This is a genomic window from Sulfitobacter sp. 1A13421, from assembly GCF_043557285.1.
Taxonomy (GTDB): domain Bacteria; phylum Pseudomonadota; class Alphaproteobacteria; order Rhodobacterales; family Rhodobacteraceae; genus Sulfitobacter; species Sulfitobacter faviae.
Map to the genome: position 1 here is coordinate 1 of NZ_JBIFFQ010000017.1, position 21,478 is coordinate 21,478.

18 protein-coding genes and 1 pseudogene are annotated in these 21,478 nt (G+C 58.0%); 15 read left to right on the forward strand and 4 right to left on the reverse strand.

The window, feature by feature from the left end; translation table 11 throughout:
* On the forward strand, positions 1-225 hold a 225-nt coding region (locus ACGYLI_RS17795), incomplete at its 5' end, for an SDR family oxidoreductase (RefSeq protein ID WP_394420129.1).
* A 279-nt stretch (positions 226-504) separates the two neighbouring features.
* On the opposite strand, the pseudogene ACGYLI_RS17800 reads toward ACGYLI_RS17795, so the two are convergent.
* A pseudogene (locus tag ACGYLI_RS17800) lies at positions 505-990 on the reverse strand (DUF488 family protein).
* Between the two features lie 56 nt (positions 991-1,046).
* Entirely contained in the window at positions 1,047-1,259 is a 213-nt protein-coding gene (locus tag ACGYLI_RS17805; RefSeq protein WP_394420130.1) for a DUF2945 domain-containing protein, read from the reverse strand.
* A gap of 158 nt (positions 1,260-1,417) precedes the next feature.
* On the opposite strand from ACGYLI_RS17805, the gene ACGYLI_RS17810 reads away from it, so the two are divergent.
* Positions 1,418-2,059, forward strand: a complete 642-nt coding sequence (locus ACGYLI_RS17810) for a 5-formyltetrahydrofolate cyclo-ligase (protein ID WP_394420131.1) — start codon at positions 1,418-1,420, stop codon at positions 2,057-2,059.
* Positions 2,060-2,635: 576 nt separating this feature from the next.
* Here ACGYLI_RS17810 and ACGYLI_RS17815 read toward each other — a convergent pair.
* Both ACGYLI_RS17815 and ACGYLI_RS17820 read right to left on the reverse strand, forming a co-directional pair.
* Complete coding sequence (locus ACGYLI_RS17815) at positions 2,636-4,372, reverse strand: M28 family peptidase (protein WP_394420132.1); 1,737 nt, start codon at positions 4,370-4,372, stop codon at positions 2,636-2,638.
* An 80-nt stretch (positions 4,373-4,452) separates the two neighbouring features.
* Positions 4,453-5,229, reverse strand: a complete 777-nt coding sequence (locus ACGYLI_RS17820; protein ID WP_394420133.1) for an IclR family transcriptional regulator — start codon at positions 5,227-5,229, stop codon at positions 4,453-4,455.
* Between the two features lie 144 nt (positions 5,230-5,373).
* On the opposite strand from ACGYLI_RS17820, the gene ACGYLI_RS17825 reads away from it, so the two are divergent.
* The 13 genes from ACGYLI_RS17825 (at position 5,374) to ACGYLI_RS17885 (ending at position 21,471) form a co-directional block, all read left to right on the forward strand.
* The gene (locus ACGYLI_RS17825; protein WP_394420134.1) at positions 5,374-6,099 is read left to right on the forward strand and encodes an aspartate/glutamate racemase family protein; all 726 of its coding nucleotides are present in this window, start codon (positions 5,374-5,376) and stop codon (positions 6,097-6,099) included.
* 22 nt (positions 6,100-6,121) lie between these two features.
* The gene (locus ACGYLI_RS17830) at positions 6,122-7,774 is read left to right on the forward strand and encodes an ABC transporter substrate-binding protein (protein WP_394420135.1); all 1,653 of its coding nucleotides are present in this window, start codon (positions 6,122-6,124) and stop codon (positions 7,772-7,774) included.
* A gap of 122 nt (positions 7,775-7,896) precedes the next feature.
* Positions 7,897-8,874: an ABC transporter permease gene (locus ACGYLI_RS17835; protein WP_394420136.1), complete on the forward strand. Its 978-nt coding sequence runs from the start codon at positions 7,897-7,899 to the stop codon at positions 8,872-8,874.
* Positions 8,867-9,772 carry an ABC transporter permease gene (locus ACGYLI_RS17840; RefSeq protein WP_394420137.1) on the forward strand — a complete coding sequence of 302 codons (906 nt, stop codon included), beginning with the start codon at positions 8,867-8,869 and terminating at the stop codon, positions 9,770-9,772. Before ACGYLI_RS17835 ends, ACGYLI_RS17840 begins: the two co-directional genes overlap by 8 nt.
* The gene (locus tag ACGYLI_RS17845) at positions 9,769-10,794 is read left to right on the forward strand and encodes an ABC transporter ATP-binding protein (protein WP_394420138.1); all 1,026 of its coding nucleotides are present in this window, start codon (positions 9,769-9,771) and stop codon (positions 10,792-10,794) included. Before ACGYLI_RS17840 ends, ACGYLI_RS17845 begins: the two co-directional genes overlap by 4 nt.
* On the forward strand, positions 10,791-11,798 hold the full coding sequence (locus tag ACGYLI_RS17850; protein ID WP_394420139.1) for an ABC transporter ATP-binding protein: 1,008 nt from the start codon (positions 10,791-10,793) through the stop codon (positions 11,796-11,798). The genes ACGYLI_RS17845 and ACGYLI_RS17850 overlap by 4 nt, the downstream gene beginning before the upstream one ends.
* Complete coding sequence (locus ACGYLI_RS17855) at positions 11,798-12,793, forward strand: NADPH:quinone reductase (protein WP_394420146.1); 996 nt, start codon at positions 11,798-11,800, stop codon at positions 12,791-12,793. The genes ACGYLI_RS17850 and ACGYLI_RS17855 overlap by 1 nt, the downstream gene beginning before the upstream one ends.
* 17 nt (positions 12,794-12,810) lie before the next feature.
* The gene (locus ACGYLI_RS17860) at positions 12,811-14,640 is read left to right on the forward strand and encodes a hydantoinase B/oxoprolinase family protein (protein ID WP_394420140.1); all 1,830 of its coding nucleotides are present in this window, start codon (positions 12,811-12,813) and stop codon (positions 14,638-14,640) included.
* Positions 14,627-16,672: a hydantoinase/oxoprolinase family protein gene (locus ACGYLI_RS17865; RefSeq protein ID WP_394420141.1), complete on the forward strand. Its 2,046-nt coding sequence runs from the start codon at positions 14,627-14,629 to the stop codon at positions 16,670-16,672. The genes ACGYLI_RS17860 and ACGYLI_RS17865 overlap by 14 nt, the downstream gene beginning before the upstream one ends.
* The gene (locus ACGYLI_RS17870; RefSeq protein ID WP_394420142.1) at positions 16,669-18,033 is read left to right on the forward strand and encodes a M20/M25/M40 family metallo-hydrolase; all 1,365 of its coding nucleotides are present in this window, start codon (positions 16,669-16,671) and stop codon (positions 18,031-18,033) included. The genes ACGYLI_RS17865 and ACGYLI_RS17870 overlap by 4 nt, the downstream gene beginning before the upstream one ends.
* A gap of 223 nt (positions 18,034-18,256) precedes the next feature.
* Positions 18,257-18,826 carry a transposase gene (locus ACGYLI_RS17875; protein WP_394420143.1) on the forward strand — a complete coding sequence of 190 codons (570 nt, stop codon included), beginning with the start codon at positions 18,257-18,259 and terminating at the stop codon, positions 18,824-18,826.
* Between the two features lie 489 nt (positions 18,827-19,315).
* Positions 19,316-19,999, forward strand: a complete 684-nt coding sequence (locus tag ACGYLI_RS17880; protein ID WP_394420144.1) for a hypothetical protein — start codon at positions 19,316-19,318, stop codon at positions 19,997-19,999.
* A complete protein-coding gene (locus ACGYLI_RS17885) occupies positions 19,999-21,471 on the forward strand; it encodes a hypothetical protein (RefSeq protein ID WP_394420145.1) in 1,473 nt (490 codons plus the stop codon). The genes ACGYLI_RS17880 and ACGYLI_RS17885 overlap by 1 nt, the downstream gene beginning before the upstream one ends.
* The last annotated feature ends 7 nt before the right edge of the window (positions 21,472-21,478 follow it).

Sequence of the window (21,478 nt, forward strand, 5' to 3'; positions counted from 1 at the left end):
GTCGTGGCCCCCGGACCGGTGCAGACGGATAACTTCTGGGGCATCATCCCGAAAGAAAGCGAACGCGAAGCGGCACTGGCCAAACGCATCCCCGTGGGGCGGTTGGGGCAGGTGGAGGATGTGACCAACGCTTTCCTCTTCTTTTGCGATCCGGCCAGTGGTTTCGTCACCGGCCAGACGCTTTTCGTCTGCGGTGGGTCGAGCATCGGGACGCTGACGCTATGAACCATGCCGAAACAATGCTGGCATTGCGCCCCGCCTAACGCCTTATTCCGCACGTCAGCTGTCCCGAAATGCAACGATGCTGCAAGAGGTTGGGCATGTCCGCTTTTAGCAAGCTGCGCCGCAACAATCAGTTCCTAACGAAGGACCGCTGAGGGCCGCAATTGGCGTGGCGCGCAGCTTACTGTCAGCCTTCAAACTGGACCGATATCGCGACACTGCTGGTTGCCGCATCTAAGCATGAACGGACCGCCATACATGTCCATGGGAAGAGGTTCGCGTTCATTCGCCATCACAAAGCTTTGGATAGACGACGGAACCGTCCTCACGACGACGCGCTCTCTCTGTTGGATACGCCTGATCAATCCGCCCGGGTGCCATCAAGTGTTGCACTTTGTGGCCGCTCAGCAGCAACCAATCCGTGATGATCCTCCGATGACAGCGCCACCATACAGCCTCGGAGCACATCATGGCAACGCAACCGTCGCGGCTGAGCTTAACCAATTCTTGAAACGCCTGACCGAACTCAGGGTCGAGTGCGTAATCGGCATAATTTTGGAAACTGCTAACCCGCCAGAACGCATTGAGCTAATTGCTGACATCCGGCTGTCGAGGCCTTCGACCGCCAAGTGCCAGCATGTGCTAGTAACCGATCTGGTGCTGAGCGAGGATGTCTGGAAACCTGTCGTCATTGAAGTCGGGATTGCTGCGCGACTTGGGAAACGACCTTACATCCACGAGCAGCCGCACCCGCGCTCCGCGCAGCATGTCGATCACCGTCTCAGGCGACCTGTTTGAGTGACCGATGGTTGCAAACCTGGTGGTCACGACGAGATCTTGGACAGCGCGTCCTCCTTGTGCGCCGCGACATGTTCGGTCTTGTCGCTTTCAATCTCGTATTGCGGATCATCCCTGAACGCACGTCGCCGATGCCCTTTGTAGTTGAAATCCTCTTCGTGAACTTTCACGATATGTCCGCTCACGCGGCCCGCTTCAGAGTTCCAACTCACGTGATCACCCACTGAAAACTTGGCCATATCGAAACCTCCTTTAGTTGGACAACTCCCATCTTGCAGACGCCGTTCCACACGAGGAAGACGTGGTGTGCATTGCGCTACACAGCATGCCAAGACCGTCTTGAGGCCCATTGGAATCAGTCCTGTTCGGATGCAAGCTATCGCCGGAGGCGGCAGCTATGGATGACAGCGACGATCACGGGGGGGAGCCCCCCTGCTTTGAGCATTTGATTGCAGGCGGCGAAAGCGTCGACCCCCAGATCGCGCGGGATGTCGCGAGGTTTCGCAAAGCGGAGCGCGTGCGTCTGCTGGCGGGGCGAGAAATGTCGGTGGAAGACCGGAAGATCGGCACGGACATACTGATCGGCGGCCTCGACCGGATGGTCGCGCCGGGGCTGGGAATGCGGATCGCGGCTTATTGGCCTGTTCGGGGTGAGCCGGATCTTCGCCGCTGGATGGCCTCTGCGCATGAGTGGGGCGCACAAATCCTGCTCCCCGTCGTCGTCAGAAAAAACCAACCGCTCGAGTTTCATGAGTGGACGCCAGGATGCGAGATGGCGCGGGGTGTTTGGAATATCCTCGCTCCCACAAGCGGCACCGAATTAGTTCCGGATACCGTCATCGCGCCTCTGGTGGGCGTCGACGAGGCATGTTTCCGGCTTGGCAATGGCGGGGGTTACTATGATCGCACGCTCGCCGCTATGCAGCCACACCCGCGCACGATCGGGATCGGGTTCGCAGGTTGTCGATTGAAAACCATCTTCCCGATGCCTTGGGATGTGAATCGGCATGCGAAATTGACCCACTTGGGTGGGTTATGAGCGTGCAAAATTGACCCACCTGCCACGTTAGCATCCGCGCTGGATAGCGCGGAGCCCGCTGCGCGCGACACGAACGATACAATCCCTTCCCGAGGTTGAGTCTCAGGTTTGTTGAACATTGAAGTGGGCAGCGTCGGTATCCTGTGGCTAAATCTGCAAAGTGTAGCGTCTTCGGTGAGGGAATTTCATACACTAAGTGCGCGGGTCTTTAATTTCCATGTTTGAAATAATGCGAGTTAACTGGAAGGGACAGGTATTGACCGCTCCGCTGAAAAGCGCGCTGTCATAAGCTAGCTTCTTCTCCAAGCGAAGAGACAGACGACGAAGAGAAGCCGTTTCGGCCGGGAACAGATTACCGGGATATTGAGAGAGCATCTGATTGGGTTGTCGGTGATGCGTTGTTTTAGATTTGGAGATCGAAAGCTCAGTGATCCGGGCAAGAGTAGGAGCCGCTCCCTATGAATGATGCAAAGGCTGCACCTACTGTGGCTTGTTATCCTCGAAATACATAGCCTCAATGCTGGCGAAGGAGTCGAGCCGCATGATGCGGCTCGACTAACGCAATCTATAGACCGATCAAGCAGAGAGCAGCGCGATATGCCGTTCTGCATTTCGCAGACCAGCTATCACGGCATTTTGCCCCCGTTTTAGCTGCGTGGCGGCATATCCCCGCGTGCGGTCGTCACACTTGGAAATCTTAGTTGCGACTTCGAGTGCGGGTAACGGCGGAATGGTTAGTGCGGGGTCATGGCCAAAGCGCGGCCCGCGGTTGAAATTCAAAGGCACAAGAATGCGGGCGAGGTCCTTAATGACTGTGTTCGCCGTTTTAGCGGTAATACTGCCTTTTTGGACATCAGAATAGAAAGTCTCCAGCGTTGCCAGAAGGCTATCAGCGGCGTCGCGTGCGGCGGAAAGGTCGAAGTGCTTTCCTGCCTGTGCTTGATAGTCGTCGATCGTGGCCTGAAACTCTCGCGCTGTCGCCGTCCAGTCGAAAGGCAGAATCTCGGCGTTGGCATTGCGCAGAACGGCCAAGAGATAGACTTTGATGTCGCGCAACAGGATATCCTTGTCGGCGATCTCGAGCGTGTCGTTCTCTGTGTGCCATGCGATGTTCATGCCGCAGCCGCCCACAGGATAATACCCTTTTTCCTCGCGGTCGGCGCTGGTCATGGCGGAGGAGAGCATGAAGTAGCTGCTGATCCCGATACCGTTGAACGAATAATCGCCGGCGCGATGAGGCCGTTCGCCATACAGGGTTTTCCCGGCGACTTCCTGCACGACGTCGGCTAGGAAATCGGCTGTTTCGCTCATCAGTGATACATCCGTGAATTCAGTCGCCCAACGGCAGCCCGGGCTGTCGCAATTCACCTGAGCAACGCAATTCTTGTCCAAATCCAGTGCAAATTCATCGGCAAACCACGTCGACCCGGCATAGCGTCCAGTGGAATGGCCCGGCCACCAGCAGATACGAACCGACCTTTTCAGCTTGTCCCGGTGGAGCCACAGAACGCGGGCCATTTCCAGAAGCGCTGCATCGCCGGTGGCATTGTCACCTACGCCCACGTCCCAGCTGTCGAGATGGCCGTGCAGGAGGATGTATTTGTCGGGCTCTTCGCTACCTTTGATGAAGACTTCGGGGAGTTTGGAGTCGAACCAGCCTTCCTCCATCTCGGTGAACAGGGTGACATCCTTGCCCGCCTTCGCGATTTCGATCAGCGCCTGCCCATCGGAGTTGTTGACTGCCAGCGCGGGGATCGAGGGGATGCGGTCGAGGTCGTCGAGTTCTGGCACTCCCCAGATCGTGGTGCAAATGCCCCAGTGGATATCGACGCCCGGGTTGATTGCAATCACGCCAATGGCACCGGAATCCGCCATGAGCGAGACGATCGCGGGGCTGGCGAAACCTTCGGATATCACGATCTTGCCACTCACCGCTTTGGTCAGTTCGGGGCTGCGTTCGAAGTTAAATTCGAAAAAGTCCTGATCTTCGCCATCTTCATCGGTGGCGGGGGTGGGCATATAGACCAGAGGGCCGGAGAGGCCATCTCGCACATCTGTGCTGTAAGCGGGCGGTTTGGCGCGGAAGCTCTTGCCGTCAGCCTCGACCCGGGCAGTGCCGGGAAGGCTGAGGTACAGGTTCGCATTGTGCATTTTGACCGGCACGCCATGTGCTTGCAGTCGGGTAGCGACTTCATCCATCCCTTGGTTCACGTCACGCGGGTGTTCACGCTTCAGCCCGGCGAAGGTTTCGACCAACGCCCACGGGTCGTCGATCCCGACACTGTCTAAAATCTGCTTCTCGATATCGTTCATCATGCTTTTCCTTGCGTTTTAATGAATGAAACATAGGTTCATTAAATAAAACGCTAACAAAGAGTCCTTTTTCGGGCAAGCTATTCTTGATTTGGGGTGAGGGAGAGTTTGGCGCTGATCGCATCGGCCGAGGACTTCACTGCGGTAAGGTACTGAGCACGCGTCGCTTCATTCAGCCGCGCCATGGCCCCTGCCACGGAAATCCCCGCGATCACATTGCCCTTTGCATCCCGAATCGGCGCCGCAATGCTAAATGCCCCGTCATCGAGATCGTTGACCGCAACATGGTAGCCAGCCTCCCTGATCCGCTCGATGATGGCGCGCAGGCTTTCGGGGTCGGTTTCGGTATGATGGGAGAACTTTTCCAACACCCCCGAGAGCACGCGGTCTATCACCTCTTCGCTTGCGTAAGCCAGCATAAGCAAGGACGCGCCCCCTGCGTGCAGGGGGCCATAGCGTCCCGCTTCAGCAAATATACGAATGGGGAACGTGCCCTGACGCGTCGCGAGGACTTGGCTGCGGAGGCCATCCCGCATCACTAGGTTTACGTTTTCTCCGGTCAGGTCGCGTAGCTTGTCCATCTCCGTCGGGGCGGCATGCATCAGCGATCCTTCGCGTCCGACCCGCTCGCCCAACACGGCGACTCGATAGCCCAGCGAATAGCTCGCACGGTCAGGATCACGAAAGACGAAGCCGCGGTCCTCCAATGTATAGAGCAGTCGAAAGACGATGGATTTCGTCAGGCCAAGTGTCTTGGAAAGTTCGGTAACCCCTTGATCGGGGCGCTCCGCCAAGGCTTCCATGACGGACAGCGCTCGGCCCACGGCTTCGATGGTGTAGTTTTTCTTTTCGCTCAATGGAGGTCTCCGGGCGGTTGTGACTGCAAATTTACAGGACGGTTGATTTATTCCGAATCTCAGATAAGGTTGAATATAGAAACACCGTTTTATTGAGTAAAACAAGAGGTCATTATGAAGATTGCATATGTTGTACCCGGGCCGATGTCGAAGACCAGCATGGGCAAGACTGAGATGACCCGCCGAGAGAACCTTTTGAACCGCTGGGCCTTCGAAGGGACGACGGTTACCGTCGTCGACGCACCGAATGGACCGGCATCGATTGAATCGGCTTACGAAGAAGCGCTTTGCGTGCCGGCGACGGTTGAGCTTGTCGCGCAATGCGAAGCGGATGGCTACGACGCCTGCATTATCGGCTGTTTCGGAGATCCCGGGCTGGAAGCCGCCCGTGAAATCGCGAAGATTCCCGTCATCGGCCCTTGCGAGGCTTCGATGCTGCTCAGCGCTGGTTTGGGGCATAAGTTCTCGGTTCTGACCATCTATGACAGCATGGTCGCGGGGCAGGAACACCTCGCCCACCGTGCGGGCGTGCTGGACAAGCTCGCCTCCGTTCGCGCTACAGATATTCCGGTGTTGGAGCTGATGAATGCGCCCGATCAGACCCGAGACAAAATGATAGAGGTGGCCCGGCACTGCGTTACACATGACCGGGCCGATGCACTGATGTTCGGCTGCATGACTATGTCGTTTCTCGACATGGCCGATGAGATTGCCGCCATCGTGGGTGTTCCCGCGGTGAACGCAGCCAAGGCAGCGTTGAAACAGGCTGAAAGCTGGGTTTCGATGGGGCTGTCGCATTCCAAGAAGGCCTATCCGCTCCCGTCGAAAATGGCGTCGGGAACAACATTCGAACAGATGCGGATTGCCTAAAAATAACCTCAGGGGAGTGAAGATGAAGTATCTACGTAAGAATGTCGCCGCGGCTTTTGGCGTGGCCATCATGGCGGGACCTGCCCTCGCAGGAGACGAGATCCGGACGATCGAACTCTTCTCGCGGCCGCAGGCCTCGCAGCCCGCCGAGTTCCAGTCGATCCAACTGATCGCGCAGGAATGGGAGAAGCTGGGTCTCGACGTCGAGGTCAAGGTCATGCCGTGGGAGCAGTTATCTGACATCGTCTGGTATCAGCGTGACAAATGGGATGCGACGGCTTGGCAGATGGTTGGCCGTCCCGAGCGTTCTGACCCGGATGAGATCGTCTACAATCTCTTCCACTCCACCACGGCCGAAAAGGGATATAACTTCATCGGCTACCAGAATGCGGCCTTCGACAAGGTTGCCGAAGAGCAGCGCATCACCACTGATCAGGACAGCCGCAAGGATATCCTGTTCGAGGCGCAGAAAATCCTCGCCGACGATCAGCCGAACATGATGCTGGTCCATCCCAAGAACGCCTTTGCCTTCGACAAGACCAAGTTCGACGAAAGCACCGTTGTCGAACAAAGCGGCATCGGCATCCGCAACACTTGGACGTTCATCAACGCTCAGCCGATTGGGGACAACAAGGACTTCATCCTGAACTCCGGTGACAATGTGATCGCGATCAACCCGCTTTATATCTCCGGCGGGGTCGACAGCTGGATTTTCGAGCTTGTCTATGACCGGCTCATGCGTGTCGGACCAGACGGTTTGCCCCAGCCCTGGGCTGCCGAGAGCTACGAGTGGAAAGATGGCAAGACGCTGGAAGTGACGCTGCGCGAAGGCATGGAGTGGCATGACGGCAAGCCTGTCACCGTGGAGGACGTGAAATATTCCTTCGAGGTGCCGATGTCCGGCGAAGCCCCGATGTACAAGCCCTTCGCGAGCAACATTGCCTCCATCGACATCAAGGGCGACCAAACCCTGGTATTCAACCTCAATGACGCTTCGGCCTCCTTCCTGACGTCCAGCCTAGCCAAGATCAACCTGATCCCCAAGCACGTCTGGGAACCGATCATCGAAGATCTCAAGACCAAGGACGAGAACGCCGAAAGCCATCAGGAAGAGATGCCGATCGGGTCGGGCCCCTATAAGTTCGAGCGCTGGCTGGCCAACGAGGAAATTGTTCTGAGCGCCAATGAAGGGCATTTCAACGCGCCAAAGGCGGACCGCTGGATATTGCGGATCGTGCCTAACACGGAAGCCGCTCTCGGCATGCTGCGTTCGGGCGAGATCAACTTCCTCGCCGAGTTCAGTGGCGATCCGAAGGTTCTGGAGGAGGCCGCCGCTGCGGATGGTGACCTTTCCGTGGTCTCGACCGTGGATATCGGCTTTCGCTATATCGCGTTCAACAACCGCCGTCCGCCGTTTGATGACCCGGCGTTCCGCAAGGCACTGTCGACCGCAGTTGATCGCCGTCTGATCGTCAACGCGGCCTTCAAGGGCTTCGCCGTTCCGTCGAATTCGGTCGTGTCTCCCGCCCTTGGTTTCTGGAGCGACACATCCCTTGTCGAGGGCTTTGAAGCCGGACGCGACAAGGCCGCCGCGATCCTGGAAGAAGCCGGTTACAAGCTCGAAGGTGGCCGCCTTCACTATCCGGGCGACCAGCAGGAAACGCTTGCTGACTGATTGACCTCGGGGCGGGGGCAGCGTGTCCCCGTCCTACCCCTTTTGGGGGTCTTCAATTCACTTTCGATCGGACCGCGTCACGGCTCCGCAAACATAAATTCAACTCCGCGTGAGGGCAGATCATGACACAGGCCAAGGCGATCATTTCGCGGCTTCTCCAATTGCTGCTGGTGCTCTGGGCCGTTGTAACCATTCTGTTTCTGTTGTTCCGCCTGATGCCAGGCAACCCGATGGCCGCCTATATCGACCCCACTTTTACGGCCGAACAACAAGAGGCGTTGATGGCCCAGTTTGGCCTCGATAAGCCATTGTGGTCGCAGTATTTTACCTATCTTGGAAATCTGTTGCAGGGCGAAATGGGCTATTCCTTTCGCTACCGCACCCCGGTCAGCGAGCGCATTTGGGCGCTGCTGCCCAATACTTTGATCCTGACATTCACCTCGCTCATCGTCGCCTATGTCTTTGGCATTCTGGCAGGGGCATGGTTGGCTTGGCGGCGCGGATCATCTGTTGAGAAAATCTCGCTCACAGCTGTTCTGACGACACGGGCCATGCCGGAGTTTTGGCTTGGCATGGTGCTGCTTGCGGTCTTTTCCTTTTGGTTGGGCTGGTTTCCGGCGGGCGGCACCCGATCGCCCGGTGTCGAATATAACGGGTTTTGGGGGTTCTACACATCGACAGATTTCCTTGCGCATCTGGCGCTGCCAGCTGCAACCCTGGCGATTTACTCCCAAGGGCTGCCACTGCTGTTGATGCGCTCCAACATGCTCGACGTTATGAAAGAAGACTTCGTCACGATGGCAAGGGTCAAAGGTCTGTCCAAGTGGACGGTTGTGGTGAAGCACGCGGCCCGCAATGCGCTGCTGCCGGTCATGACTTCCTTTGCGATTTCTGTCGGCTACCAGTTGCAGGGCAATGTGGTCGTCGAATCCGTCTTTTCTTGGCCGGGGCTCGGCCGCGAGCTGGTGCTTGCAGTTTCGGCTTCGGACTATCCTCTGGCGCAGGGCGCATTCTTGATGATCGCAGTAGTGGTCATCTTGATGAACCTTGTTGCCGATCTGCTCTATGCTTTCCTTGATCCGCGGATTTCCCATGCCTGATTATGTCGCCACCGCCCCCGCCAGACCCGGCCGGTTTCGCCGTTTTTTTTCGGGAATTCGGCTGCCTCTGAATGACCCTTTTGCGATTGCCGGTCTGGTGATTTACGCCATCTTCCTGCTAACCGCGATTTTTGCCTATCAGATCGCCCCCTATGACCCGACGGAAATTATCTATTCCGAAAGCTACGATCTCGCGGCCGACCTGCGGCCGGGCGAAGAGGGGCATATCCTAGGTACCACGAGTCTGGGCCGAGATATCTATTCGCAGATCATTTATGGCACGCGTTCTGCACTGCTGGTCGGCTCGACTGCCGCTGTTATGGTGGCGTTGATTGGGACCATTGTCGGGGTTACGGCAGGCTATTTTGGGGGGTGGGTGGAAACTGTACTCATGCGGCTGGCCGACATTGCCTTTGGGATTCCCTTTCTACCCTTCGTTATCGTGCTAGCCGCCTTTCTCGAGCCATCCATCTGGAACGTTGTCATCGCGATGGCGCTGGTGCTGTGGCGCGACACTGCGCGCGTGATCCGGTCGCAGGTGCTGACGCTGCGCAACCGCGGCTATGTTGAAGCGGCGCGGATTTCTGGCTCGTCCGATTTTCGTATCATCCTGCGTCATGTCGCGCCCAACGTGCTGCCGATGAGCTTTCTTTATGGCTCCATTGCGATCGGCTGGGCGATCCTGACCGAAGCGTCGATCAGCTTTCTTGGTTTTGGCGATCCACAGTCGATCAGCTGGGGCTATATGCTGCAAGACGCCTTTGCCAGCCAAGCGCTTTCACGGCAGGCCTATTACTGGTTCGTACCGCCGGGTGTGGCCATCATCCTCGTCGTAAGCGCGGGCTTCTTCATCTCTCGCGGCTATGAAAACATCCTTTTCCCAAAGTTGAACCGATGAGCACACTAGACACACTTCTTTCCGTCGCGGACCTTCAGGTAGACTACCAAGTCGGCGCCTCAACGGTGCGCGCCGTTGACCGGGCGACCTTTGATGTGCCACGCGGTGCCATTGTCGGTTTGGTTGGCGAAAGCGGTTGCGGCAAGACCACAATGGCCAGCGCGATCACCCGGATCATTTCGGACAATGCTACGATTTCAGGTGGGCAAATGGTGTTTGACGGCACCGATCTGGTCTCTCTATCCGAGCGCCAAATGAATCGTCTGCGCTGGCGGGACATTGCCTTTATTCCTCAAAGTGCGATGAACTCGCTCGACCCAGTTTATACGGTCGAATACCAGCTAAATGAGGTACTGCGCGGGCGGGGTGGCCTATCCCGGCGTGCCGCGCGGGCTCGTTCCGAGGAATTGTTTGAGATGGTCGGAATTGAGCCAGGTCGGCTTAAAGACTTTCCGCATCAGTTCTCGGGCGGTATGCGCCAGCGTGTGGCGATTGCGCTGGCCTTGGCGCTTGACCCAAAATTGATAATCGCGGACGAGCCGGTCACTGCGCTTGACGTGATCGTGCAGCGCCAAATCCTCGATCAATTGCGCAGCCTGCAACAGATGCTGGGCATTTCGGTCGTGATGGTGACGCATGATATTTCTGTGGTGGCTTATACCTGCGATCACACGGTGGTCATGTACGCGGGCAAAGTGGTGGAAAGCGGGCGCACGGCTGATCTGCTGCGCACGCCGGTGCATCCCTACACAATGGGGCTGAAGAACGCCTTTCCCGATCTCAAGGGCGCGGAGCAGGGCTTGCTGACCCCAATCGAGGGCGCGCCGCCATCGTTGATGAATCCACCAGACGGATGTCGCTTTGCCAGCCGCTGCCCTTTCGCGCTTGAGATGTGCCGGTCCGAGGACCCTGCTTTGATGGCGGGCCAAGACGGGCATGCGGTGGCGTGCCACCGCGCCGCTGAGGCCCCGGCTTTGCGCGCCGAGGCGGTGAAGTACGAGACATGGCAGGAGGACGCATGATGTATGACGATACCCGCAAGACCGATGTGGAGACGCTCATCACTGTCCGGGATGCCCGACTGCACTATCGGGTCGGCGGCGCGCTCTCTGCTATGGTAGGCGGTGGCGGTACCGTCAAAGCCGTGGACGGGGTGAGCTTCACCTTAAAACGCGGCGAAAGCGTGGGATTACTCGGCGAGTCCGGCTGCGGCAAGACCTCCATGGGTCGCCTCTTGGTCAAGCTTGAAGAGGCGACAGCAGGGGAACTTCTGTTTGACGGTGCTGATATCGGCGCGTTGGAAGGGGATGATCTACGCAAGTTCCGCACGCGGGCTCAGCTAATCTTTCAAAACCCTTTCGACAGTTTCAACCCGCGCTATACAATTCGTCAATCAATGGTCGAGCCGCTGACCAACGCGCGCATCGCCCGTGACGAATGGGAAGACCGCATCATCGCAGCGCTGGAACTGGTCCGTCTGCCGGAACCGCAGCAATACCTTGATCGTTATCCGCATCAGCTATCGGGCGGGCAACTCCAACGTGTCGTCATGGCCCGCGCATTGATCTTGCAGCCGGATTTTGTGGTCGCTGACGAGCCGGTCTCGATGCTTGATGTCTCGGTTCGGGCTGGCGTGCTGAACGTGTTTCGAGATGTGCGCGACCGGCTCGGGCTAACGGCGATCTACATCAGCCACGATCTGGCGTTGGTACGTTATGTCTGCGAACGGACCATTGTGATGTATCTGGGGCGCATCATGGAAGACGGTCCAACCGAGGCCATCGTGCGCGATCCTTTGCATCCTTATACACAAGCGCTGGTCGCTGCAGTGCCGGTGCCTGATCCGGGTCAGAGCCATGAGCCGCTGCCAATTGGGCGTGGTGCGCCTGACCCGCGCAATCCTCCGTCGGGCTGTGTGTTCCGCGATCGTTGCCCGAAGGCTTTCGATCGCTGCGCCTCAGAGGTGCCGCAGGTTCAACAGGTTGGCGACCGCCGTCTGGCCTGCCACCTGTTTGATCCAACATGATGCGCGCGGCCAGCTACAGTCGCACAGGCCCCGCGGCCGAGGTTCTTTCGATCGGATCACAGCCCCGGCCTGTACCCGCCCCCGGTGAGGTTCTGGTGCGCATCCATGCCTCGGGGATCAACCCGGCGGACGTAAAGCGTCGGGCGGGTTGGAACGGCGCGGGCATGTCACATCCGCTAGTGATCCCGCATTGCGACGGCGCCGGCGTGATTGAAGCGGTGGGCGACGGGGTGGACCCCGCCCGAAAGGGTGCAGCTGTCTGGCTATGGAATGCGCAGGGAGGGTATGGCACCCAAGGGCGGGCCTTTGGCACCGCGGCGGAATATGTCGCTTTGCCGACAGAGCAGGCCGTAAATCTTCCCGGCGCATTGGATTTTGCTGCGGGGGCGTGTTTGGGCGTGCCCGCGATGACCGCTTGGTGGGCCTTGCAAGACGGGCCTGCACGGGAAAGCCAGCGCATTTTGGTACAGGGGGCAGCCGGTGCGGTGGGTCTTTGTGCGGTGCAGATCGCACTGGCCTGCGGGGCTGAGGTGATTGGGACGGTCAGCAGTCCTGAAGCTGCAGCACATGTGCGCACCTATGTCGACATTCCTCTAATCAATCGCAAGTCTGAAGACGTCGCGGCACGGGTGCGCGACTGGACGGGCGGCGCAGGAGTGGATCGGATTGTCGAAGTCGATCTGGCCGCAAACATGGCCTGTGACGCAGCTTGTCTCGCGCCACATGGGACCATCGCGTCATATTCCTGTTCATCCGATCCTATGCCGCCGCTGCGCTACTATGATTTCGCCAACCTCGGCGCGCATCTGCATTTTGTTCAAGGTTTCAAGATCCCGCCACAGGACCGCGCCCGGGGACAGACGGCTTTGGCAGCATTAGCGCAAGCGGGCCAGCTGGCTTTACCGGTCGGCGCAGAATTCGACCTTTCCGACATCGCACTGGCCCATGAACAGGTCGAACGCGGCGGATTGGGCAACACCGTGGTGAGACTTTGACCCAGAGGAACCAGACAATGAACCAACACTCCCCTCGTCCCCCCCGGGCCGATACCGGGGCAGAGCGGCCCTGCAACCCCGTTGCGCTCGAGATTATCCGCGGCGCGATCGCGGCCGCCCAGGCCGAGATGGAGGCGCTGATTGAACGCACCGCCATATCCGCCTTCATCCGCGAGAAGAAAGACTTTTATACCGCCTTGTTTGATGCCGATGGCATTATGGCCGTGGGCTCGATGGTGCCGATCTTTGGCGACATGACCACCCCGGTATTCGAGAAATTCGCGCCCGAGGATATGAAGCCCGGAGATGTTTATTGGTACAATGATTGCTACGGCTCGAACGGCGCGGTGTCGCATTCTAACGATCAGGTCTTGCTGGCCCCCGTCTTCCACGCAGGCACCCGCGTCGCCTTTGTGATGAGCTGGGCGCATTTTGCCGATATTGGCGGGTTGCGGCCTGGCTCGATCAGCCCCGATGCCACAGACATTTACCAAGAAGGCATCATCGTGCCGGTTACCAAGCTGGTGGATCAGGGGGTGACGAATGAAGCGGCTCTGTCGATCTTTCACCGCAACTCGCGCTTTCCAGACCAAAGCATCGGCGACATGCAGGCGTTGATGGCCAGCATCGAATTGGGCACCCGCCGCGTCGGCGATATCTATAAGCGTTTTAGCATTCCCGTGGTCACTGACGCGCTGGCGCAATTGCTGGAACGCACCCGCCAATTGGTGCGCAAACGGCTTGCAGAAACCTTTGATTATGGCACCTACAAGATCGCCGATGCGATTGACGGCGACGGTCACGGTAATGGGCCGTTCACCATGCGCTTTGCGCTAACCCGGTCAAAAGGCGCGGATGGCGAGGATCACTACCTTTTTGATGCAAGCGAAAGCGACGATCAGGCACCCGGGCCGATCAACTACCTGATGAACCCCGGTGTGCCTGGCATGGCCCTCGGTCTGTTCTATCTCGGCGGTGATCCGGCACAGGTTTGTAACGCTGGCGGCCCGAATGCGATTGACGAAGTGCGGCTACGCGAAGGGTCTTTCCTGAAGCCAAAATTCCCGGCTCCTCTGGGCATGCGTGGGCTCACGGCGATGCGAGTCATCTCGACCATGAGCGGTTTGCTGAACGCGGGCAACGCCCCGGCGCCCGCGTCGAACTCGGCCTATGTGGTCAATATCATGCGCGGTAATTTCCGAAATAAGTTGGGAGAGCTGGAGCCCTATCTGCTGGCCGACGGCATTGGCGTGGGCTACGGCGCACGGCCTCATGCGGATGGGATCGATGCGGTCTATTTTGTCGCTCAGGAGAATTATCCGGTCGAATTTCTCGAGGCGGCCTATCCTGTGCGGATGCGCGGCTACGGGGTCATTCCGGATTCCGGCGGGGCCGGCAAATACCGGGGCGGCTGCGGGATTTTGCGTGAATACGAGATCTTGGCGGAGGATGCCAATGTTGCAATTCGCATCGACAGTGTGAAAAACCCGCCTTGGGGCATCGACGGCGGTATGTGCGGCGGCCACGGCCGCGCCATCGTCAACCCCGGTACCCCAGATGAATGGGAGATGAAGCCACTGTCGGACGGGAACCGTTTGGTCAAAGGCGACATCCTGCGGATCGAGACGGGCGGCGGGGGCGGCCATGGCCACCCACATGACCGCGACCCCGAAGCTGTGCTCGAGGATGTGCTGGGCGGTTTTGTCAGCGTTGAACGTGCCCGCGAGCTCTATGGCGTTGCAGTCTGCAACCGCGCAGTCGACGCCGACGCCACAGCAAGACTGCGCGCCACGCGCCCCGAAACCCGTCGCTTTCACCGTCTGGAGTACCTAGATGACCTCGCATGATCACCCCGCTACCTCCTACAGCCTGGCCGTAGATATCGGCGGCACCTTTACCGATATCTCTCTTATGGACCGCGTGTCAGGCCATGTCTGGCGGGCCAAGACGCCGTCGATCGCGGCCGATCCGTCGCGGGCCTTTATGAACGGGGTTGAGGCAGTGCTGGCCGACAGCGGGGTCACGCCGGGCGAGTTGGCGCAGGTGCTGCATGGCACCACCGTGGCCACCAATATGATACTCGAGGCAAAGGGCGCGCGCACCGCTTTGGTCACGACCCGCGGGTTTCGGCACGTACTGGCGATTGGCCGACAGGACATCCCGCGCAAAGCCAATCTGTATTCCTGGGTTAAACCGCCGCGCCCGGTGCCCAACAGCCGGATTGTTGAAGTCGACGAACGGGTGGCTGCCGGGGGCGCGGTGCTTGCTGACCTTGATGAAGCGAGCGTCGCTGCAGCGGTAGCCACGCTGCGCGACATGGACGTCGAAGCAGTGGGGGTCTGCCTGCTGCACGCTTACGCAAACCCCGACCATGAGCAACGCGTGGCCGAGATTTTGCGCCGCGAACTGCCAGATCTTGCGATCACCTGTTCGACCGATATCCTGCCAGTGGTGCGTGAATATGAACGCTCGCTTGCCACGGTGCTGAATGCGCAGGTGATGCCGGGGGTCAGCAAATATGTCGAACGACTGGAGACCCGTCTGAGCGAGGCAAAGGTCCAGTCACCCTTACTTCTTATGCAATCCAATGGCGGGGTAGCCGGAACCGAGGCAATCCGCAGCGGCCCTGCGCTTACCGCGCTTTCGGGGCCTGCCGCAGGCGTGGTCGGCGCGCGCGCCATTGCTGCGGAATGCGGGATCAAAGATCTAATTACAGTTGATATCGGCGGCACCAGTGCGGACATCTGCCTGATCAAGGATGGCGACATCGGGCTCACGCAGAAAGGCAGCATTGGAGAATGGCCCTTGCCGCTTCCGATGGTCGATATGGTCACCATCGGGGCAGGGGGCGGCTCTATTGCGGCGCTGTCTGACGGGCCGCTGACAGTAGGGCCGTCGAGTGCTGGCGCCGTGCCCGGGCCTGCCGCCTATGGCAAGGGCGGCACGCGGCCGACCGTCACAGACGCACACGTTGCTCTGGGCCATTTGCCGCTTAAGCTGTTGAACGGGGCGATGACATTGGACGCCGAGGCCGCCGAGACCGCGATCACGACGCACGTCAGCGAACCGCTTAAACTAGGACTGCACGATGCCGCGCGTGGGATACTGGCGATTGCCAATAATCACATGGTCGGCGCGATCCGGCTCGTGTCTGTTGAGCGCGGCCATGACCCGCGGGACTTTACCCTCGTGCCGTTTGGTGGGGCCGGGCCGCTGCACGGCTGTGCGCTGGCTGAACTGCTCGGCATGCGCCGGGTGATGGTGCCTCCGGCGCCGGGGCTGCTGTGTGCGGACGGTCTATTGGTGGCCGATCTTAAATCCGAATTCAGTCAGGCTTTGCCCGAAGCTGGCCCCGTCGATCAGGACGCCGGTGACGCGATTGTCGCGGGGTTGGAGCAACGTGCGGAAGCATGGTTGGACGGCGAAGCGGTGCCGGAGGAGCTTCGTGAAAGACGTGCCGTGGCACTGCTGCGGTTCCGGGGGCAGGGCGGTGAAATCGCCGTGCCTTGGGGTGCCAGCCCTGACGCGACCACAGACGCGTTCCGCGACGCGCACCGTGCGCTTTACGGCTTTGTGCTGGAGACTCCGATCGAACTCGTCACCCTGCGGGTCGAAGCTGCGGGCCGCACCCCCGGGTCAGACCGCCCGGCCTTGCAACCGATCATAGCCGGGAAAGCGCTGGGCCAAACCGTGCATTTTGAAAGCGGCAGTTGTGACACCCCAATCATCGACCGCGCCACGCTCGGCGCTGATGCAACGCTCAAAGGCCCGGTGATCGTCACACAACTTGATGCCACCACCGTAATCCCGCCCGGCTGGTCCGGCCATGTCCATGCCAGCGGCGCGATGATCCTGACACGGAAAGACACAGCAGAATGACGGACAACCTGACCCAGATTTTCGACCATATCAAGGCCAACGCAGACAGCTTTCTGACCCGCATGATGGACTATGTTTCGCACCCCAGTATCAGTGCGCAGAATGTGGGCATTCGCGAGGTTGCGAACCTGCTTGTGGCGCAGCTTAGCGAGCTTGGTATGCAGGCGGAGCTTGTCGAAACCGATGGGCATCCCTTTGTGCTGGGGCGGCGAGACGTGGACCCGGCCAAGCCGACGGTGCTGCTTTATGGCCATTACGATGTACAACCCCCCGAACCGCTTGAGGAATGGCTCAGCCCACCCTTTGAGCCGACAATCCGCGACGGCAAGGTCTTTGCCCGGGGGGTGGGCGACAACAAGGGCCAGCATTTTGCTCAGTTACTCGCGATTGAATCCCATCTTGCGGTCACCGGCACGCTGCCATGCAACGTTATTTTCTTGCTTGAGGGGGAAGAAGAGATCGGCAGCCCGCAAATCGCCAGCTTTGTTGAAAAACATGCGGACCGGCTGAATGCCGATCTGGTGGTCACTTCGGACGGGCCGCTGCATGAAAGCGGGACGCCTGTGATTGTCTGCGGGGTGCGGGGCATGGCATCTTTTGAGCTGCGCAGCAAAACCGCAAAACGCGACACGCATTCTGGCAATTTCGGCGGGGTGATGCCCAATGCGATCTGGAAGCTGGTGAACTTGCTGTCCACGATGAAGGACCCTGATGGCCAGATCACTATAGAGGGTCTGAACGAGCCAGTGATCCCCCCCTCCAACCTAGAGCGTGCCGCGACAGAGCGGCTGCCGCTGGATGTCGATGCGATCAAGGCAGAACTCGGACTTGCTGAACTCGATGCTCCGAAAGGCCGCGCCTATTGGGACCGTTTAATGTTTCACCCCACATTGACGATCAACGGATTTCACGGCGGCTACGAGGGCGAAGGGTCCAAGACCGTCTTGCCCTGCGAGGCGTTTGTGAAATGCGACATCAGGCTGGTTGAACCTCTCACGCCCGAATATGTCTTTGATCGCATCCGCGCCCATGTGGAGAAACACGCGCCGGATGTGGAATTCGTTCCGTTGAATGGGATGTTGCCAAGCAAGACCCCCATGGATTCCCCATATATGGTCCCTCTTCGTGACGCGATTTTCGATGCGCGCGGGGTCGAACCGCTTGTGTATCCAACAGTTGGCGGAAGCCTTCCCGATTACGTATTTACCAAAGTTCTTGGAAAGCCAGCCTTCGTTATACCTTATGCAAATGCAGACGAGGCAAACCATGCCCCAAACGAAAACTTAGAAATCGTGCGCTTTATCGACGGAATTCGTACGGGGGCGGCACTGCTTGAGAATTTGGGCTCTTTGAAGAAATAGTTGTTCCAAGGGTTGGCGCGAACTTTCCTTGAGGGCGCAGGCTACTTCAACTGTTGAGTTCGCGCAGTACGACATGAGCGTTGTAATGTTCGCGTCCCTTGATGATCGGCGCGGTGGCGCTGAGGCTAAGCTTGCTCCTGCGCAGAGCGTCAGTCGACGCATAGGCACTTGGGCCTTGTTTAGCTTATTCATTTGTTCGATGCGGGTGTGATATCACTCGAGCATGACCTCAGAGCTATTCGAAAACTACACGCGAGAACGGATACACTGGGTTTCATTGTATCTAGGACTGCCTTCAGTTGGTCTCGACATTGCCTTTCCAACAGAGGAGGACTGCGAAGCTCGGTTGTATCAGGTCCGATGGCCAGATGGACCGGTTTGTCCGAGTTGTTTACACACGAATGTGCATTTTTTGGGTCTGCGAAAACTCCAGATCTGTCGAAAATGTAAGAAGCAGTTCAGCCTGAAATCAGGTACCGACCTGCACGGGAGCCATCGGGGCCTGAAATTCTATTTCGGGCTCGCCGAAGAGATTATCCAATATCGGCAACGCAACGACATGCCCACTTTGCGTATGCTCCAAGACAAGCACGGCATGGCGTATGCGACTGCCATAAAACTTCGATCTAAATTATCCGCAGACTTGGCGAAGTTTCATGGCGGCCTGCTTGGGCGCTGCATCTGTACAGATTATCCAATCCTGCCCCCCAGATATAGTGTTTGGAGGCGTACGACACCTACGGCATCTCGAGAGCGAAATGCAAAGGCGGCGCTGGCAAGCGCTGGGAATTGAGTAAAGTAGATACTCCGTCCACAGCTTCCCGCTCTCACAAGCTTTCATTCATGAAAATCAGATCCTAATTCACTTCCATAAGGCGCAGGTAAAGCTGGGTCGAGCGATGAAGATGACAGCCATGAACGATGGGAGCACGGGCTTCAGGCTTGCGATTTTCGAAGGAGTGAATGAAAGCCAATGCGTTGTAATAAAATAATATTTGACTCGAATCGCTTAGGGATGAACGGTTCCTGCCTAACCGAAGCCTGTGGTTGGAAAACAAATGAAAGTCTGTTTCCGCGTGATCATGCGCACCGGAAATTGCACCGCTAGAATTGGGCTGTTGGCCGCGTAATCTTGCCTAGGAAGAACTGGAAAAAGTTCAGGCGACAGCGATCAAACCCCGTAAATCTTAACTCAAATCCTCACTCGCATGAGCGAATGAGAACGGAGAAGCCATGCCGTATCCTCTCGAATGGGACACATCGACAGGCGAGCAGAAAAAAAATGCCTGCACTGAAAGTGAATCCGATCCCCGGTGTCCAGGCCTACGATGGTTATCGCAATCCGCTGACCCGCAGCAGCTCGGCTTCCCGCGTGTCCATGACGTTTGCAACGCCCGCCACGAAAGGACAGCGCAAAGTTTACCACTTTGACGGTCAGCGCGAAATGGCGGTTGGGATCGAAGCGATCCTTTCGCCCGATCTCTATGGTCTTGAGGTGCAGCTTCCGCCAGTCAACTATCGCATCCGTAAAGGCAAGCTAAGAGAGCATAGCTTCGATCTGCGCATTACTTTCAGGGACGGCTTTAGGCGTGCAGTGTATGTCCGCTATAGTGACAGCCTGGCAGGAGAGAAGACCAAGGAAGAGATTAAGGCGATTTTCGAAGCCACTCCGGCCTGCTTTGCGGACGACAAAAGGGTCGTAAATGGCGATCGCTACACGCGTGCCTACCGGGACAATCTTCTTCGTATCTACAGGGCGACTGAGATCGTTGATCAAGAAGCCGACGCACATGTTCTCGACCGTGCTCGCAGGGGTGGGTATTGGCTGATGCGCGAATTTCTGGCCCAGTGCGAAGTAACCTCGGTGCGTGCGTTCAACGCAGTTCTTCGGCATGTTGGGCAAGGGGTAAACAAGGCGAATTTGCATGCGGTTATCTGCGAATACTCCCGGATATGGCTCGCTTAATGTCTGCTGCCGTAAAATACAGGATCCCACAAGGCTCCGAATTGGTGCTGGAGCGGCGGCGCTGGCGTGTGGTCGGCAAAGAGGCCGACGGATATGCCGTGGAGGGTCTTGAGGACGGTGAATGCATGGTTTTGCCGTTTCAGCGGATCAATGATGCCCTGACTGTTGGAGACGGCAAGGTCATTACGCCAGTGATGGCCGAGCGCCGCAAAGCGCTTCGCGCCTATACAGGCGGTTTTGAGAAGGTTTCGCAGCTTACTGAGGACGAGCAGCGCGATGTGCGTGCGCGCCTAGGGCTCGTACACGCTATGGAAGCCTTGGAAGCTGAGGGTAAGAAGCTTACCCAACGGTATCTTAGCCGGCGAGATGTTCGGCAGCGCCTTCGTGACACGGCAAAAACGCTAACCAATAACCCGCATCTTTTTCACAGCGCATACATCGGGAGTGCTAAGTACCCGCACTCCTTACCCACAGGCCGCGTACTTCAAGAAATGCGCAACACTTTTATCAGGTTCTGGCGCGAGCCAGTTGTCTTGATGCGCAGGCATCACCGGAAAGGCCCGCCAGAAGATAAAAGGGAACGTCTGTGCCCCATGCAAGAGCGTTTTGTCGATTATGTCATGAACCTCTACTTCAAAAAAGAGCAGCCGAAGCTTGCGCCGCTTTATGAGGGTGCGACAGACGAGTTCAAGCTTTCGGAACATGACATTCTGCGGGGCTTCAAATTTCCGTCGATCACTACGATCCGCACACGGCTGAGCCAGGAATCCCCTGCGACGAAAGAAGTGGGGCGCAACGGAAAACGTCACGCGCAGAACAGGTTTGGTGCAGGAACAACGGACGTTCGCGCTTTGAAATACGGCGAGACCTGTCCAACTGATCAATATCTCTTGTCAATTTTCACCGACGCGAAGGGCAACTTGAGGGTCAAAAGGATCGATCGTACGAAAGCGCAGGACCCACTTGAGGAAGGGGAAATTAGACGGCTCTGGTTGTTCTTCATGCTAGATTTGGCCACGAGAATGCCTCTGGCTTGGCTCCTTGCTGAATCGGCTGATGGGGACCATCAGGAAAAACTTCTCCGCATGGCATTGCGGGATAAATTCCGCGAAAAGGTCCGTTATGGTTGCAACCGGGAGCCAGCGCCGCCGGTAAGCTTGGCTCTGGTAAAGTCTGACAACGGCACGGCCACGCGTAACGCGAATATTTACGCGAGTCAGCTCGGGCTTGGCACTGCAGTCATGACCGGCCGGGCATACAATTCCACTGACAATGCCTATGTGGAACGGATGTTTGGGACGCTACAGTGGAAGGTCCTGAACTTCTTGCCCGGCTATACCGGTAGTAGGCCGGGCGAATTGAACGGTTATGACGGCAAAAAGAATGCGGAGATCACGCCTGACTGTCAATCGGCAGGCAATCTTGACCCCCTATCGGCATCCAAAAATGACCCCCATCGGAGCGCTCGGTAGCTGGCCC

Coding starts and splice junctions, on each gene's coding strand:
- ACGYLI_RS17805 (WP_394420130.1), bottom strand. CDS start 1,259: ATGGCCAAGTTTTCAGTGGGTGATCACGTGAGTTGGAACTCTGAAGCG.
- ACGYLI_RS17810 (WP_394420131.1), top strand. CDS start 1,418: ATGGATGACAGCGACGATCACGGGGGGGAGCCCCCCTGCTTTGAGCAT.
- ACGYLI_RS17815 (WP_394420132.1), bottom strand. CDS start 4,372: ATGAACGATATCGAGAAGCAGATTTTAGACAGTGTCGGGATCGACGAC.
- ACGYLI_RS17825 (WP_394420134.1), top strand. CDS start 5,374: ATGTCGAAGACCAGCATGGGCAAGACTGAGATGACCCGCCGAGAGAAC.
- ACGYLI_RS17830 (WP_394420135.1), top strand. CDS start 6,122: ATGAAGTATCTACGTAAGAATGTCGCCGCGGCTTTTGGCGTGGCCATC.
- ACGYLI_RS17835 (WP_394420136.1), top strand. CDS start 7,897: ATGACACAGGCCAAGGCGATCATTTCGCGGCTTCTCCAATTGCTGCTG.
- ACGYLI_RS17840 (WP_394420137.1), top strand. CDS start 8,867: ATGCCTGATTATGTCGCCACCGCCCCCGCCAGACCCGGCCGGTTTCGC.
- ACGYLI_RS17845 (WP_394420138.1), top strand. CDS start 9,769: ATGAGCACACTAGACACACTTCTTTCCGTCGCGGACCTTCAGGTAGAC.
- ACGYLI_RS17850 (WP_394420139.1), top strand. CDS start 10,791: ATGATGTATGACGATACCCGCAAGACCGATGTGGAGACGCTCATCACT.
- ACGYLI_RS17855 (WP_394420146.1), top strand. CDS start 11,798: ATGCGCGCGGCCAGCTACAGTCGCACAGGCCCCGCGGCCGAGGTTCTT.
- ACGYLI_RS17860 (WP_394420140.1), top strand. CDS start 12,811: ATGAACCAACACTCCCCTCGTCCCCCCCGGGCCGATACCGGGGCAGAG.
- ACGYLI_RS17865 (WP_394420141.1), top strand. CDS start 14,627: ATGACCTCGCATGATCACCCCGCTACCTCCTACAGCCTGGCCGTAGAT.
- ACGYLI_RS17870 (WP_394420142.1), top strand. CDS start 16,669: ATGACGGACAACCTGACCCAGATTTTCGACCATATCAAGGCCAACGCA.
- ACGYLI_RS17875 (WP_394420143.1), top strand. CDS start 18,257: ATGACCTCAGAGCTATTCGAAAACTACACGCGAGAACGGATACACTGG.
- ACGYLI_RS17880 (WP_394420144.1), top strand. CDS start 19,316: ATGCCTGCACTGAAAGTGAATCCGATCCCCGGTGTCCAGGCCTACGAT.
- ACGYLI_RS17885 (WP_394420145.1), top strand. CDS start 19,999: ATGTCTGCTGCCGTAAAATACAGGATCCCACAAGGCTCCGAATTGGTG.